The following is a 15,348-nucleotide window of genomic DNA, read 5'->3' on the forward strand; positions in this document are numbered from 1 at the left end:
GTTTATTCTGGCTCTTTTTTTCATACATATTCAGCCTCTTGTACACATAAGATGGGACAAACGTGACCGGGGGGCTGAAGCAGTGAAAACAAACTCAAAAAAATGGGCTGCCGTGCTTGTTAGTGCGGCAGCCGTCGTTTTGATCGGACAAGTAACGGATGTAAGCAGTTTTATTACACATCAAAGAGTGGTTCATACAGAAGATGCTTTTGATATGTATGTTGATGCTGCGCCAGAAGATGAACTAAAAAAACAGATTACACACAAAGCAACAGAACTGAAAATAGAACCTATTGATGCGAAGCTAGATCGCGTCTGGAAAGCAATTCCGGGATATAATGGGTTAGAAGTAGATATAGAAGCAACTTATCAAAAAGCGATATCTTCTCCAAAGTCAGAGTCTATCTCCTATGTAATGAAAGAGATCCCGCCCAAAATCTCACTCGACGACATCGGCCCACATCCGATTTACCGAGGCAACCCGGAGAAAAAGATGGCTTCTTTTATGATCAATGTGGCTTGGGGCAATGAATACCTTACTCCTATGCTCGATACACTCGATAAATATAAAGTAAAAGCGACTTTTTTTCTTGATGGCAGCTGGCTGAGTAAGAATAAAGAGCTTGCCCTGGAGATTAAAAAACGCGGACATGAACTGGAGAACCATGCGTATTCTCATCCTAATATGAGTAAGCTCAGCACAGAACGAGCCATTCTTGAGATTAGCAAGACAAAACAGCTGCTTAAGGAGTCACTTGGTGTAGACAATAAGTGGTTTGCTCCCCCTTCCGGTGACTATGATCAGGAAACAGTGAATCTCGCTGCTGAGCAAGGTCTAAAGACGGTGCTTTGGACGATTGATACGGTAGATTGGAAGAAACCTAGTTCTGAAAGTGTGGTAGCTAAAATCACTAAAGGTACGGAGGCAGGATCTCTTATTTTAATGCATCCAACGGCTGCTTCTGAAGGTGCTCTTGAAGGAATGATCCAAGGAATTACCCAAAAAGGAATCACGCTTGGGACGGTAAGTGAGACGTTGTCGCCCGCTAGACTTCAAACGAAAGTTGAGTAAGGCCATTTTTTTTGGTAGGATTATGATATTTGGTTGTGAACTTAAGTCAAAGCCATTTTAAGATATGATTCTTAAAAGTTAGTTATCAAATTTGGGGAGGCCAGCATGTGAAAAAAATGAAACTGAAAAATGGCCTTAGAGTGGTCATGGAAGAAATTCCAACAAGCCGATCGGTTTCCTTTGGGATATGGGTTAAGAATGGTTCACGTAATGAAGATGATCTGAATAACGGAGTATCTCATTTTATAGAGCATATGCTGTTTAAAGGCACCGATCGTTTTGACGCAAAAGCGATAGCAGAACAATTCGATGCCATTGGCGGTAATGTGAATGCCTTTACCTCAAAAGAATACACTTGTTATTATGCGAAAGTTCTTGATGAACATTTGCCGATTGCGGTAGATGTCTTGTCGGACATGTTCTTTCATTCCAAGTTTGACAGCGAGGAACTCGCGAAAGAGAAGAATGTAATTTTAGAGGAAATCTCAATGTATGAAGATACGCCGGATGATATGGTTCACGATTTAATTTCGCTCGCAGCTTACGGAGATCATCCATTAGCTTATCCGATTCTCGGTACAGAAGAGAAACTAAATGCAATGGATCAGACAACACTTCGTGATTTTATGAAGGAACGTTATACGATTGAAAATACGGTGATCAGTCTTGCTGGGAATATTGATGCTGAGCATATTATGGAACTGCTCGAACAATATTTTGGCTCTTTTGATCTTCATGGAGAAATCCAGGAAGTTTCTGAGCCTGTATTTAAAGGGGAACAATTGTTTCATAAAAAGAAAACAGAGCAAAATCACATATGTTTAGCTTTTCCAGGATGCTCTATTCACGACAACAAGCAGTATGCAATGGCACTCATTAATAATGCGATTGGCGGCGGAATGAGTTCGAGACTGTTCCAGGAAATAAGAGAAAAACGCGGTCTCGCTTATTCTGTCTATTCCTATCATAGCGCACATGCAGATAGCGGCTTGTTTACGATCTATGCAGGAACAGCCCCTAAACAGACAAAAGAGGTAATGGAGCTCACGATTGCACTTCTAAAAGATCTTGCTGTTAATGGTTTGTCTGAAGAGGAACTCCGTAAAGGAAAAGAACAGCTCAAAGGCAGCCTCATCTTGAGTCTTGAAGGTACAGGCAGCCGAATGAACCGTAATGGTAAAAATGAGCTGATGGTAGGGAAACACCAAACCCTTGACCAAATGATTGAAAAAATCGAAAATGTAACAATGGACGACATCAATGTTGTTTTAGACCGGATGTTCGCTGTACCTTATGCACTAGCTATGGTAGGCGCTTCGGATAAAGCAATTGCATCTATGAGGAGGAACGAGTTTGTCAGTATCCGTACAAATTAAAAGATTAGCTGGTAATGAAGATATTTCACTTCCAGCTCAAATGTCTGAACTTGCAGCAGGTTTTGACCTGTATGCCGCTGTAGAGGCTGATAAGACATTAAATCCAGGGGAACGTAGTTTGATTCCTACGGGATTTGCTATGGCTTTACCGGCTGGTTATGAAGCTCAAATTCGCCCAAGAAGCGGCTTAGCTTATAAACACGGAATTACCTGTCTTAATACGCCGGGAACCATTGATGCAGATTATCGCGGTGAAGTGAAGGTGCTGCTTGTGAATTTAGGACAAGAACCTTTCACAATCAGCCGAAATGAACGCATCGCACAAATGGTGATTCAAGTCGTACCTGCGGTTACCTTGATCGAAGTAGAAGAACTATCTGAAACGGTTCGGGGTACCGGTGGTTTTGGTCACACAGGGAAATAAAAGGAAAATTAACGATGAAGCTGCTCTTCCGAAATGGGAGGGCAGCTTTTTTATGCTTATCAATCACCAGGGCTATCTGTTAGGCATAGGATGATATCATACAGCTTTTGAAAGGAGTGACATCCTGATGTTGACCGGAGTTCGGATCGTCGTTTTAGGAGGAGATGCACGTCAGCTTGAGGTCATCCATCGCTGCGTAGAGCTTGATGCATCTGTAAGTATAGTAGGATTTGATACTTTGGAGCATTTTCCTGAAGGAGCTGTCAAAGAAACCTTGTCTGAGAAGCTTCTATCTTCAGCTGACGTTTTAATACTGCCGGTGGTGGGATGTGACGACAGCGGAAACATCCAAGCTAAATATGCTAATGGCGACACAACGTTAACTTTAACTGCAAAACTTGCAGCTGAACTACCAAAACACTGTACGATATTCACAGGTATGGCAAAACCTTATCTAAAAGAAATCTGCAAGCAAAATAAAGTTCGTCTTATTGAACTTCTTGATCGGGATGATGTAGCTATTCATAATTCAATTCCGACAGCAGAAGGCGCAATCATGCTGGCTATTCAGAAAACAGACTTTACGATTCATAACTCGGTCGCGTTCGTACTGGGACTCGGTCGTACTGGTTTTACAATGGCAAAAACACTTCAAGGTTTGGGTGCAGATGTGAGGGTGGCTGTTAGGCGCGAAGAGGACATTGCTAGAGCATCAGTGATGGGCTTAAAGCCTTTCCTGACGAGGGATTTAGAGAAGCATGCAGGGCAAGCTGACTTGATTTTTAATACGATACCGTCTATGATAATCACAGCACAAATCCTGTCCAAAATGAAGTCAAAATCGTTTATTATTGATCTTGCCTCAGCACCTGGTGGAACCGATTTTCGGTATGCAGAGAAGCGCGGTATTCAAGCGATGCTCGCCCCTGGGCTCCCTGGCATTGTTGCTCCCAAAACAGCGGGTGTTATTATTGCCAACTCCATTGTTAAGCTGCTTTTAGGTGAACAAAATGATCGGGGGAATAAGCAATGAATTGGCAGGGGAAAACGGTTGGTTATGCAATAACAGGATCTCATTGTACTTTTGAAGAAGTGATGCCGGTAGTGCAAAGGTTTAAGGATGAAGGGGCAGAAGTTGTACCTATCATATCTCAGACTGTACTCACTACAGATACTCGGTTTGGAACGTCTCAAAGTTGGCAGCAACAGTTGAAAGATATAACGGGGAATGATATTATTTCTTCGATTGTAGAGGCTGAACCACTCGGACCATCGAAGAGGCTCGACGTACTGGTTATTGCACCTTGCACAGGTAACACGACCAGTAAACTAGCAAATGCAATGACGGATAGTCCCGTTCTGATGGCTGCAAAATCGCAAATGCGGAATCAACGACCTGTTGTTCTTGCGATTTCGACGAATGACGGGCTAGGACTAAACGCAGCGAATATTGCGAAGTTACTTGTAGCGAAGTATATCTATTTCGTTCCGTTCGGCCAGGATAATCCAGAGAATAAACCGAATTCACTTGTCGCTAAAATGCATCTGATTCCCGAAGCAGCTTATGCTGCTCTCGAAGGAAGACAAATGCAACCTATACTTATGTAAAGCGGCAAATGGCATGTAACTTTACGAATGAAAGGTATCGCAAGATGCCTTTTTTCGAGGTGAGTATACTAAGCAATTTTAGGTATATGATCCTTCATATTTTTTTATATTATATTTCTTCTTGAAAAATGAATGATGTAGAACGTAGAACAGATTACTAACAAGCACTGCAAAGTATGCAGTTAATCAAATCATCGCATCTGAACGCTTAAGCAACGCAGAAGGTTTACATTCCATTTGTTCTACATCCTTTATGCTTAGGTCTTCTTGATACACAAATGGAGGAATTCGTGCATGGGCATTTTAGTGCAAAAATTTGGGGGGACTTCTCTTTCAACCCCCGCAGCTAGAGAACGTGTTCTTCAGCATATGAAGCGTGAAATTAAAGCAGGGCATTCACTAGTTGTTGTTGTATCTGCAATGGGACGCAGAGGCGAACCTTATGCAACAGATACCCTTTTAGACTGGATTAGCAGTAACGGAGATGCTCTGCCTGCAAGAGAGAAGGATCTGCTGCTTTCTTGTGGCGAGTTTATCTCTGCAACCACATTAACCAGTTTGGCACATAGTGAAGGAATCACAGCAACCGTTTTAACAGGCGGGCAAGCCGGAATTATTACCGATCGTCAATATGGCAATGCTAGAATCGTTGAGGTGAAGCCAGATCGGATCTTAGAAGAACTGAAATCTCATCAAGTGGTTATTGTTGCCGGCTTCCAAGGCATTAATGATATAGGTGATATTACTACTTTAGGACGCGGAGGCAGCGACACATCAGCAACAGCTCTTGGGGCAGCACTCGGAGCGGATATGGTTGATATCTATACCGATGTCGAGGGAGTACTTACAGCAGATCCAAGAATTGTAGAAGATGCGAAGCCTCTTTTATATGTCAGTTATGCAGAGATTAGTAATATGGCCCACCAAGGTGCAAAGGTGATACATCCGCGTGCGGTAGAGATCGCGATGCAGTCACATATTCCGGTGCGTGTTCGCTCTACTTTTGGGGATGGGGAAGGAACGCTTATTACTCACCCAGAAGGAGTTCGAGATATTCAATCCGGCGTTGTAGATCGTCATGTAACCGGTATTGCACATGTAAGTAACGTAACGCAAATCACGGTTGAAGCCGAAGAGAATGTAGGTAAACTGCAGCTCCAGGTATTCAAAGCGATGGCAGAGAATGGCATCAGTGTTGATTTTATTAATGTTTCACCATCGGGTGCCGTATATACGGTATTTGATTATGATTCCGAAAAAGCGATCCGAGTCCTTCAAGAACTTGGACTGAAGCCGAAAAGTTTGTCCGGTTGTGCGAAGGTTTCGGTTATTGGCGGAGGGATTAACGGTGTCCCAGGAATCATGGCCCGTATTGTCGAATCGCTTGCAGAGGTGAATATTGATATCTTGCAGTCAGCCGACTCGAACACAACAATATGGGTATTGGTGAAAAAAGAAGATATGGTAGGCGCAGTTCGCGCTCTTCATACAAAATTTGAGCTCCACTTATAATCTAATTTGTAATAGTTCAAGGAGGATAAAAACGTGGAATTTGGAAGACTAATAACGGCCATGGTCACGCCTTTCAACGAACAAGGCGAGATTCATTGGGAAGAAACCTCCAGGCTCATTGATTATTTAATAGACGTACAAAAATCAGACGCACTGGTCGTATCAGGTACAACAGGAGAATCACCTACTCTTTCAGATCAAGAAAAAGTGGAATTGTTTTCTTTTGCAGTAAAACATGCTGCTGGAAGAGCCAAAATTATAGCAGGTACTGGCAGCAACAGTACACACCATTCCATTGCGCTTACGCAAGAGGCTGAAAAAGCGGGTGTAGACGGGGTTCTTTTGGTTGTTCCGTATTACAATAGACCAAATCAAGAGGGAATGTTTAGACACTTCGAAGCGATTGCGAAGTCTACTTCTTTACCTGTGATGCTGTATAATGTGCCGGGAAGAACAGCAGCCAGCCTTTCTGTAGAAACAACACTTCGACTTGCACAGATCAAGAACATTGTCGCTACAAAAGAATGTGCATCCTTAGAACAAGTGACGCTGATTGCTGCGGGTGCTCCTGAAGGATTTGCTGTTTATTCTGGCGATGACTCATCAACTTTGCCTGCCCTTTCTGTGGGAGCTTACGGCATCGTGAGTGTTGCGAGTCATATCATAGGTTCTTCCATGAAAGAAATGATCGAATCTTACTTGAACGGTGATGTACAAAAGGCAGCTTCCTTGCATCAGAAGTTATTCCCTGTATTTAAGGGGTTGTTTGACGCGCCGCATCCGCTGCCGAATCCTGTAGCTGTTAAATATGCATTAACACGTAAAGGCTATGAGGTGGGTTCCGTGCGTCTTCCGCTCGTTGCACCTACTGAACAAGAAACTAAGTTCATTTCAGAACTGATTGCTAAGATTGACTGACATATTTGATAAAAAATAGAGCATCCTCGAACTCTTCGTTAGAGCTTCGGGGATTTTCTTTATATTTAGAGTTTAATTTCTACGTTGTTTTGCGGAATAAAAACCTATAAGTATAAGTGGAATAAGGTTGTTTTCTGCATTTTATTTTGATTGTTTTTAGAGAAAACGGGAAAACTACACCTTACAAAGCATGCTCGACTTGTTTTTTCGCTTTTTAATCATGTATAATGATGTCAAGTGACTGGGTGCGGTATATTTTTGAAATATGTTTAATTAATGATAAGTGTGCAGGAACTTCGGCTGAGAAGCTGCAAGTTTCTTAAACAATAATTACAAATATTAACTATTATAAGGTACGACGTCCAACTACCATAGGAGGTTCAGATTCATTTGTCTAAGAAAAATAATAACGATAAATTGATGATTTTCGCTTTGGGCGGCGTCGGTGAAATCGGAAAAAACATGTATGTTGTTCAGTACGGTAATGACATTGTAGTCGTTGATGCGGGTCTTAAATTCCCAGAAGAGGATATGCTCGGCATTGATATTGTCATTCCTGATATTTCTTATCTTACCGAAAATCGTGACAAGGTAAGAGGGATCGTTCTGACGCATGGTCATGAAGATCACATCGGCGGTTTGCCTTACGTTCTAAAACACCTTAATGTTCCTGTATATGGAACAAAGCTTACGCTTGGCTTAGTGGAGAACAAATTAAAAGAAGCCAATTTACTTGGCGAAACAAAACGTATTCTGATTAACGAAGATTCCGTAATTGAGCTTGGTAACAGCCTCACGGTTTCATTCTTCGGAACGAATCACAGTATTCCAGACTCTGTCGGCGTATGTATTGAAACACCAGAAGGTGTAGTCGTGCATACCGGAGACTTCAAGTTTGATCACACACCAGTCAATGGTCAATTTGCAGATCTTCAGCGTATGGCTGAAATTGGAAGCAAAGGCGTTTTGGCTCTCTTGTCGGATAGTACGAATGCAGAGAAACCTGGTTTTACTCCTTCTGAGAGAAATGTCGGTATCGTTCTTGAAGATATTTTCCGTAAGGCTAGTCAACGTGTTGTTGTAGCTACTTTTGCTTCTAACGTACACCGTGTGCAACAAGTCATTAATGCAGCTGAAGTGACAGGTCGTAAAGTGGCAGTAATCGGTAGAAGTATGGTGAATGTTGTTAATATTGCTTCCGATCTAGGTTATCTGGACATTCCAGACGGAATGATCATTGAACCAGAAGAAGTAGGCAAAATGGCAGCTGACCGTGTGGTTATTCTATGCACAGGTTCCCAAGGTGAGCCAATGTCAGCACTTACACGTATGGCCCGCTCTACACATCGTAAAGTAGATATTTTACCAGGAGATACCGTTATCATTGCGGCAACCCCTGTTCCAGGTAATGAAAAATACGTAGGACGTACAATTGATGAATTATTCCGCCTCGGTGCTGAAGTTCACTACAGCGGAGCTAACTCCGGCGTTCACGTTTCTGGTCACGGAAGCCAAGAAGAACTTAAACTTATGCTTAACCTTATGAAGCCGAAATACTTTATTCCAATTCATGGTGAGTTCCGGATGCAACGTCGTCATGCTCTGCTTGCAGAAGCGGTTGGCGTAGAACGTGAAAACATCTTTATTACCGATATTGGTGAAGTTGTTGAGATTCAAGGTGGTTCTGCTCGTAAAGCCGGTAAAGTATCTTCCGGTAATGTACTGATTGACGGTCTTGGTGTCGGTGATGTAGGTAACATTGTACTACGCGATCGTAAACTTTTATCACAAGACGGCATTCTGGTTGTAGTTGTAACACTAAGCAAACAGGATGGAAAAATAGTTTCTGGCCCAGACATCATCTCCAGAGGGTTCGTGTATGTTCGTGAATCGGAAGGTCTGCTAGATGAAGCAAACCGAATTGTGACAAGTACCCTTCAGAAGTTAATGAGTGAGAATGTTAATGAATGGGCTTCACTCAAAACGAATGTAAAAGACTCTTTGGGTCGTTTCTTATATGAACAAACGCGTCGCAGACCAATGATTTTGCCAATCATCATGGAAGTGTAATACGTTTTTAACAAACAGATTAAAAAAGATTCATCAAAAGGCACACAGTCGCCTCTTCAACCAACAGGTAATATTGGACGGTTCCCTGTTGGAATGAAGAGGCTTTTTTGTCTAATTTTGAATAGAAACAGATCCTTCTCTGCCATAATAAACAAATATGGACGTTTAACAATGGCAGAGAAGGGCGTGTTTATTAATGCAAGAATCAAATGATAAAACAAAAGAAACGAACAATGAAACTCCAATAACCCCTCAAGAAGAGATCAAAAATAATCCAGTCGTAAATACCATTCAAGAACTCGGAACAACGTCGGTTCCTGTTCCGCCTGGAGAATCAAATATTTTTTGTATGACGATTATCGGCCAGATCGAAGGCCATCTTATATTACCGCCACAAAATAAAACAACAAAATACGAGCATTTAATTCCGCAACTTGTAGCTGCAGAGCAAAATCCGCGCATAGAGGGAATTCTCATCATTCTCAATACAGTGGGGGGAGATGTAGAAGCGGGACTGGCTATTGCTGAAATGATAGCTTCGATGACGAAACCTACCGTTACGGTGGTCATTGGGGGAGGACACAGTATAGGTGTTCCCATAGCAGTCAGCAGTAGCTATTCCATTATTGCGGAGAGTGCAACCATGACTATTCATCCCATCCGAATGAATGGACTATTTATTGGTGTACCTCAGACTTTTGAATATATGGAAAAAATGCAGGAAAGAGTCGTTCGTTTTGTAACTTCGCACTCTCGGATTACCGAAGAACAGTTTAAACAGCTAATGTTTAAGACAGGGGAACTTAACCGTGACATTGGAACCGCAGTTGCAGGAGCCGATGCAGTGGAGTATGGACTGATGGACGCGGTGGGCGGCATTGGAGACGCAATTAAAGAACTAAATCGCCGTATTCAAGAAGCGAAAGACACGTCTTTGCCGAAGGGACTAACACAATGACGATGTATACAGTAATGCCTACAGAGCAGCTTTGGGAAGGTATGTGGAAAGAACAGCTGCCTATGATGGAGATGAGTATAGCGGGGCGACTTATTCAAGTGATGCCGAAAGATGAAAAAACAGGAATTATCGTGAGAATGTTAAATGGAGGATTATACGATTATTTAGATCCTGCATACTCTCCTGGTAGAGAAATTCCGCTATATACAGGGAAAATAGAACAAGGATAATATTAAAACAATGCCGAAAAAGAACATATGTGCTGATGTATGTACTTATGGTATAATATTCTTCTGGAGGTGACCTTTTTTGGCCAGAAAGAAGAAAAAGAAAAGAAAATCAACCCTTGGTGGGGTTCTTAAATACGAGATATATGGAATCATTTTGATTACCTTGTCTGTTATTGCCCTCTCTGGTGAGGCCACAGTTGGACGCTCTTTATCCAAAATGTTTGGACTTTTACTGGGTAAGTTTTATTTTGTAATCCCGCTTATCGGGATTTTCTATGGTCTCATGGTAATGATTCATCGGAAGTGGCCGGCAGGCTGGAATCTAAGAAAGAGCGGCTTGGTGTTGCTTGTCCTTGCTTTGACCTTAATGAGTACGATCTCAGCTATGGAACAGAAGCTTGGTCCGATGGATCTGTTAAGTGCATCCGAAGTGATGAATCAGATACATATTGATTTGCAAACCGAACTGCTAAGAGCTGATGAAACGAGTAATGCTTCCATGCTTGGTAGAGATATCAGCGGAGGATACATCGGAGCAGTAGAATACGCTGTATTGTTATGGTTATTTGGCAATATGGGTGCCAACTTAATGATGATTGTTATGTTCTTTATCAGTTTTATGTTGATTACCGGTCTATCTTATGTAGACTTAATGCGAATATTTAAAACTCGTGTCCTTCGTTCAGGACGCGCTCTTGCTACGAAATGGAAATCTTCATCTAAATCAGGGGCTACTCGCAAAACAAGCACAAAAAATAAGGCGAAACCCAAACCGAAAGTTATTCCATACCATGATGAAGAGGAAGAAGAGGAACAGTATACCGAGGATCTCCCTAGTCGCAAAGCACCTCTATTCTTTCAATTGTTTGGCAATGCGAAGTCAAAGCAGCATGCAGATGATGATTCTGATGTAGATCCGTATCAAGAGGGTGGACAAGAGGTAGTTTACGGAGCGGCCTCCACGGATATAAATCTCCCGTGGGCAGAAGGATATTCGGAGGACAGTAACTCTTTACCGAAAGATGCAGAAGTGAAACCGGGAGGTGCTGCAAGTTCAGCGCCAATTATTCGGGACTTCTTTGAGAATGTACGTAATGAAAATGCGGTGGAGGAAGATGATCTGGATGATGCTTATCCTTCAGAAGAGAACCTTGCTGTATCTTCAAACGCAGTGGAAGAGTCTGGTTCTGATTCAGACGCAGCCGAGTCACCAGGAGTCCTTTCTAAGGTGGATTCCGGAACAGCAGAAGAATTAGAAGAAGGCGCCATTCAGCAGCCGGCTCCACCGCCTAAACCATATAAGCTTCCACCGTTTAAATTGTTGTCTAGACCAAGCAACAGCGGTAAGGGTGGAGATCAGAATGACTACAAGCAAACTGCTCGTAAACTAGAGGCTACGCTGGAGAGCTTTGGTGTTCGTGCTAAAGTACTTGAAGTCGTTCGTGGTCCAGCGGTAACAAGGTATGAAATTCAGCCGGATATCGGTGTTAAGGTCAGCCGAGTCGTCGGTTTAACGGATGATATTGCACTTGCGCTTGCGGCGAAGGATATTCGTATGGAAGCTCCTATTCCAGGTAAATCCGCCATTGGTATTGAAGTGCCGAATGGAGAGGTATCTGTTGTTACTATGCGTGAAGTGATGGAAACAACCGTCTTCCAGGAAGCCGATTCCAAGCTTTCTATCGCATTTGGTCGTGATATCTCAGGGCAAACGATTGTCGGGAACTTGGCAAAAATGCCCCATTTACTTGTTGCCGGTGCTACAGGCTCAGGGAAGTCCGTGTGTATCAACGGAATCATCACGAGCATTCTGTATAAAGCGAAACCCGATGAAGTGAAGTTTCTGATGGTGGATCCCAAGATGGTAGAACTTAATATGTACAACGGGATCCCGCATCTGCTTGCCCCTGTGGTGACTGACCCGAAACGTGCTTCGCTTGCACTTAAGAAAATTGTTGTCGAGATGGAAAAACGGTATGAGCTGTTCTCTAAGTCAGGTACTCGGAACGTAGAAGGGTATAATAATCTGATGAAAGATAATCCAGCTGCCGTCCTTCCTTATATCGTTGTTATTGTCGATGAGCTTGCTGACCTTATGATGGTTGCGGCGAATGACGTGGAAGATGCCATCGCGAGACTTGCTCAGATGGCTCGTGCTGCCGGCATTCATTTAATCATTGCAACTCAAAGACCGTCCGTTGACGTTATTACAGGTGTAATTAAGGCGAACATACCATCTCGGATCGCTTTTGGTGTTTCTTCACAAGTCGACTCCCGTACGATACTCGATATGGGAGGAGCGGAGAAGCTTCTCGGTCGTGGGGACATGCTCTTTATGCCAGTTGGTTCTTCTAAGCCGGTGCGTGTACAAGGTGCGTTTTTGAGCGATCAGGAAGTAGAGAATATTGTGAGCTATGTTCGTGACCAGGCAGAGGCAGAATATGATGAATCGCTTGTACCCGAGATTGATGATACCCAGCAACAAACAGAAGAGATCCAAGATGAGCTGTATGACCAGGCTGTACAGATCATCATAGAAGCCAAGCAGGCATCCGTATCTCTCCTTCAGCGGCGAATGAGGGTAGGTTACACTCGCGCTGCAAGACTTATTGATTCTATGGAGGCTAGAGGTGTTATTGGTCCTTACGAGGGCAGTAAACCGAGAGAAGTTCTTATTTCCATGGAACAATTTCAAGCTAACAAAATCAGTTCATAATACGATTAAGGAGTCCCTTTCCATGCGAAAGGGACTCCTTTTTTATATTCATATTTACAATTTCCACTCTTTAACATGTTTTCTACTATGACGAAACGTGCATAGGAACAATAACTGCTAAACATAATAAATGTAGCCAACAAGAGAACATTAAAGAAAGGTAGATTCTAAACATGCGAAAAATCAATCTATGGATCCTCGCCGGCGTGATCTTACTATCGGCTTCTTCATATCGTCTGATCCTGATGGCAAATGAAGAAAAGGCAGAACCGAGAATCGAACAGAACGCCGAAGCAGTCCCTACGTTTAGTCAAAACATTGTTACATCTGGTGCCTATGGACAGGATGTATATGAACTTCAAGGCCGGCTTAAGTATCTTGGTTACTACTACGGTAAAATTGACAGCCATTTTGGACCCAAGACTTTAGGTTCCGTCAAGTGGTTTCAATCGGAATTTGGTATCCAAGTGGATGGCGTAGTTGGTCCAAAAACAAAACTTAAACTGTACAACGCCACTAAAGACTGGCGTCCAACCGAGCCAGGACCAGGGCAAGCTACTGGAGGCAACTCTTCTTCGGGTACTACCTCGGGAGGTAACAATGGAAGCAGTGGAAATAACAATATGGGGAGTACCAATTCACTGGGACTTACGGAAAATGAAATTAAAATAATGGCTAATGCCGTTTACGGAGAAGCTCGCGGGGAACCTTTTGAAGGACAAGTGGCTGTAGCAGCTGTCATATTAAACCGTGTTGAATCACCGCAGTTTCCGAATACACCTTCTGGTGTCATTTTTCAGCCAGGTGCGTTCACTGCTGTAGCAGATGGACAAATTTATCTTGAACCGAACGAGCAAGCGCGAAAAGCGGTAATGCAAGCCATAGATGGATGGGATCCATCAGGCGGATGCTTGTACTACTTCAACCCGAAAACAGCTACTTCTAAATGGATATGGTCACGGCCTCAAGTGAAAACGATTGGTCAGCATATATTCTGCATGTAAGTTATAGAATGGAATTACTGCATTTCTGTAACAACAGCTTAATACTTAATAAAGAATGTACGGACAGCAATCGGCGGAATTCCTTCGGTTGCTTCTGTGCTTTTGAATGAGTTAGAATGAAATCATACTAGGAAAATTAATGAAAAAAATTATGACGTCGTAAAGGGGTTTTGAAACTTGACTAATACAGGATTCGAACGCGGCAGCAATCAGCATATTCGCATTCATGTGCTGCCTACCAAACGCTTTAAGACGTTTGCCATATCTCTGTATGTGGGCGCGCCGCTTAAAGAAGATACGGTTACGAGTACAGCACTGATTCCATTCGTTCTGCGTAGAGGAACATCATCATATCCAGAGACAATCCAGTTTCGTGAGCAGTTAGAAGAGCTGTATGGAGCAGGATTCGGTTTTGACGTATACAAAAGAGGAGATCATCAAATTATCCAGTTTCGTATGGATACCATTAATGACTCCTTTGTTCAAAGCAGTGATAAACTGCTTGACCGATCCTTTGCTTTTCTTGGTGAAGTGGTTACAAGCCCTGCGAAGGAAAACGGTCATTTCCGCTCTTCCTATGTTCAACAAGAGCGAGATACCGTTCGCAAAAGACTAGAGTCCATTGTAAACGATAAAATTCGTTACGCAGGAGAGCGCTGTATTGAAGAAATGTGTAAAGGGGAACCCTACCGTCTTCATCCTTTAGGAGAACGTAAAGATCTTCCGGGAATTGAACCAGAAGGGCTTTATAAGTCCTATGAACAGTGGCTCCAGGACGCGGGAATGGACCTATATGTAGTAGGAGACACCACACTTGAAGAAGTTGAAAAGCTCGTAGAGAAGTATTTTCATCTGAATCGCAATAGTTCATTCGAGTACAAAACGGAAGTGAGCAGTCGTCAGCACCGCGAAGTACAAACCGTTGTTGAGAAGCTGAATGTAAATCAGGGGAAACTGAATATGGGTCTTCGAACATCCATTACATATGGAGACGACCAGTATGCATCTGCCTTAATGTACAATGGTATTTTGGGCGGATATCCTCACTCCAAACTGTTTGTTAACGTGAGGGAGAAACATAGTCTTGCTTACTATGCTTCTTCGAGATATGACGGTCATAAAGGTATTGCAACGATTCAATCAGGAATCGAGATCCCCAATTACGAGCAGGCGGTAGAGATTATTACGAATCAATTATCCGATTTAAAAGAAGGTAAAATCTCTGACCTGGAGATGAACCAAACGAAGGCGATGATTCGTAATTTGCTTAAGGAAATCGGAGATTCTGCATTTGAGATGATCTCTTATGATTTCAACCGTCAGTTGTCAGGTAAAGAACGAACAACGATGGAATTGCTTACGCAAATCGAGTCCTTAACGAAAGAAGATGTTCAGAAGGCGGCGGAAACGTTCCAACTGGATACCATTTATTTCTTGAGAGATCAGAAGGGGGAATGACC

Annotated in this window: 13 protein-coding genes; all 13 read left to right on the forward strand. The window is 42.8% G+C overall.

Features of this window, described 5'->3' with window-relative positions:
* Positions 1 to 82: 82 nt before the first annotated feature.
* The 13 genes from PV403_RS04705 to yfmF all read left to right on the forward strand — a co-directional run bounded on the left by PV403_RS04705 (position 83) and on the right by yfmF (position 15,346).
* Complete coding sequence (locus tag PV403_RS04705) at positions 83 to 1,072, forward strand: polysaccharide deacetylase family protein (protein WP_332083719.1); 990 nt, start codon at positions 83 to 85, stop codon at positions 1,070 to 1,072.
* A gap of 116 nt (positions 1,073 to 1,188) precedes the next feature.
* Complete coding sequence (locus PV403_RS04710; RefSeq protein WP_374705806.1) at positions 1,189 to 2,448, forward strand: M16 family metallopeptidase; 1,260 nt, start codon at positions 1,189 to 1,191, stop codon at positions 2,446 to 2,448.
* The gene (dut, locus tag PV403_RS04715; RefSeq protein ID WP_332083720.1) at positions 2,426 to 2,872 is read left to right on the forward strand and encodes a dUTP diphosphatase; all 447 of its coding nucleotides are present in this window, start codon (positions 2,426 to 2,428) and stop codon (positions 2,870 to 2,872) included. Before PV403_RS04710 ends, dut begins: the two co-directional genes overlap by 23 nt.
* A 127-nt stretch (positions 2,873 to 2,999) precedes the next feature.
* Positions 3,000 to 3,905: a dipicolinate synthase subunit DpsA gene (gene dpsA / locus PV403_RS04720; RefSeq protein WP_332083721.1), complete on the forward strand. Its 906-nt coding sequence runs from the start codon at positions 3,000 to 3,002 to the stop codon at positions 3,903 to 3,905.
* Complete coding sequence (locus PV403_RS04725) at positions 3,902 to 4,480, forward strand: dipicolinate synthase subunit B (RefSeq protein ID WP_213532601.1); 579 nt, start codon at positions 3,902 to 3,904, stop codon at positions 4,478 to 4,480. Before dpsA ends, PV403_RS04725 begins: the two co-directional genes overlap by 4 nt.
* Positions 4,481 to 4,774: 294 nt before the next feature.
* Positions 4,775 to 5,992 (forward strand): aspartate kinase, encoded by a 1,218-nt coding sequence (dapG, locus tag PV403_RS04730; RefSeq protein WP_332083722.1) that lies wholly within the window; start codon positions 4,775 to 4,777, stop codon positions 5,990 to 5,992.
* Positions 5,993 to 6,025: 33 nt separating this feature from the next.
* Complete coding sequence (gene dapA / locus PV403_RS04735) at positions 6,026 to 6,910, forward strand: 4-hydroxy-tetrahydrodipicolinate synthase (RefSeq protein WP_332083723.1); 885 nt, start codon at positions 6,026 to 6,028, stop codon at positions 6,908 to 6,910.
* 390 nt (positions 6,911 to 7,300) lie between these two features.
* Entirely contained in the window at positions 7,301 to 8,980 is a 1,680-nt protein-coding gene (locus PV403_RS04740) for a ribonuclease J (protein WP_213532604.1), read from the forward strand.
* Positions 8,981 to 9,176: 196 nt separating this feature from the next.
* Positions 9,177 to 9,938, forward strand: a complete 762-nt coding sequence (locus PV403_RS04745) for a ClpP family protease (protein WP_332083724.1) — start codon at positions 9,177 to 9,179, stop codon at positions 9,936 to 9,938.
* Positions 9,935 to 10,168, forward strand: a complete 234-nt coding sequence (locus tag PV403_RS04750) for a YlzJ-like family protein (protein WP_213532606.1) — start codon at positions 9,935 to 9,937, stop codon at positions 10,166 to 10,168. The genes PV403_RS04745 and PV403_RS04750 overlap by 4 nt, the downstream gene beginning before the upstream one ends.
* 79 nt (positions 10,169 to 10,247) lie before the next feature.
* A complete protein-coding gene (locus PV403_RS04755; RefSeq protein ID WP_332083725.1) occupies positions 10,248 to 12,884 on the forward strand; it encodes an FtsK/SpoIIIE family DNA translocase in 2,637 nt (878 codons plus the stop codon).
* Between the two features lie 173 nt (positions 12,885 to 13,057).
* Positions 13,058 to 13,888: a spore cortex-lytic enzyme gene (gene sleB, locus PV403_RS04760; RefSeq protein WP_213532607.1), complete on the forward strand. Its 831-nt coding sequence runs from the start codon at positions 13,058 to 13,060 to the stop codon at positions 13,886 to 13,888.
* A 177-nt stretch (positions 13,889 to 14,065) separates the two neighbouring features.
* Positions 14,066 to 15,346: an EF-P 5-aminopentanol modification-associated protein YfmF gene (gene yfmF / locus PV403_RS04765; RefSeq protein ID WP_332083726.1), complete on the forward strand. Its 1,281-nt coding sequence runs from the start codon at positions 14,066 to 14,068 to the stop codon at positions 15,344 to 15,346.
* Positions 15,347 to 15,348: the final 2 nt, after the last annotated feature.

The organism is Paenibacillus sp. GYB006, from assembly GCF_036577645.1.
GTDB lineage: Bacteria > Bacillota > Bacilli > Paenibacillales > Paenibacillaceae > Paenibacillus.

Excerpts from the sequence above, each read along its gene's own strand:
- PV403_RS04745 (WP_332083724.1), top strand. The coding sequence starts at position 9,177 with ATGCAAGAATCAAATGATAAAACAAAAGAAACGAACAATGAAACTCCA.
- dapG (WP_332083722.1), top strand. The coding sequence starts at position 4,775 with ATGGGCATTTTAGTGCAAAAATTTGGGGGGACTTCTCTTTCAACCCCC.
- dpsA (WP_332083721.1), top strand. The coding sequence starts at position 3,000 with ATGTTGACCGGAGTTCGGATCGTCGTTTTAGGAGGAGATGCACGTCAG.
- PV403_RS04725 (WP_213532601.1), top strand. The coding sequence starts at position 3,902 with ATGAATTGGCAGGGGAAAACGGTTGGTTATGCAATAACAGGATCTCAT.
- sleB (WP_213532607.1), top strand. The coding sequence starts at position 13,058 with ATGCGAAAAATCAATCTATGGATCCTCGCCGGCGTGATCTTACTATCG.
- PV403_RS04710 (WP_374705806.1), top strand. The coding sequence starts at position 1,189 with ATGAAACTGAAAAATGGCCTTAGAGTGGTCATGGAAGAAATTCCAACA.
- PV403_RS04750 (WP_213532606.1), top strand. The coding sequence starts at position 9,935 with ATGACGATGTATACAGTAATGCCTACAGAGCAGCTTTGGGAAGGTATG.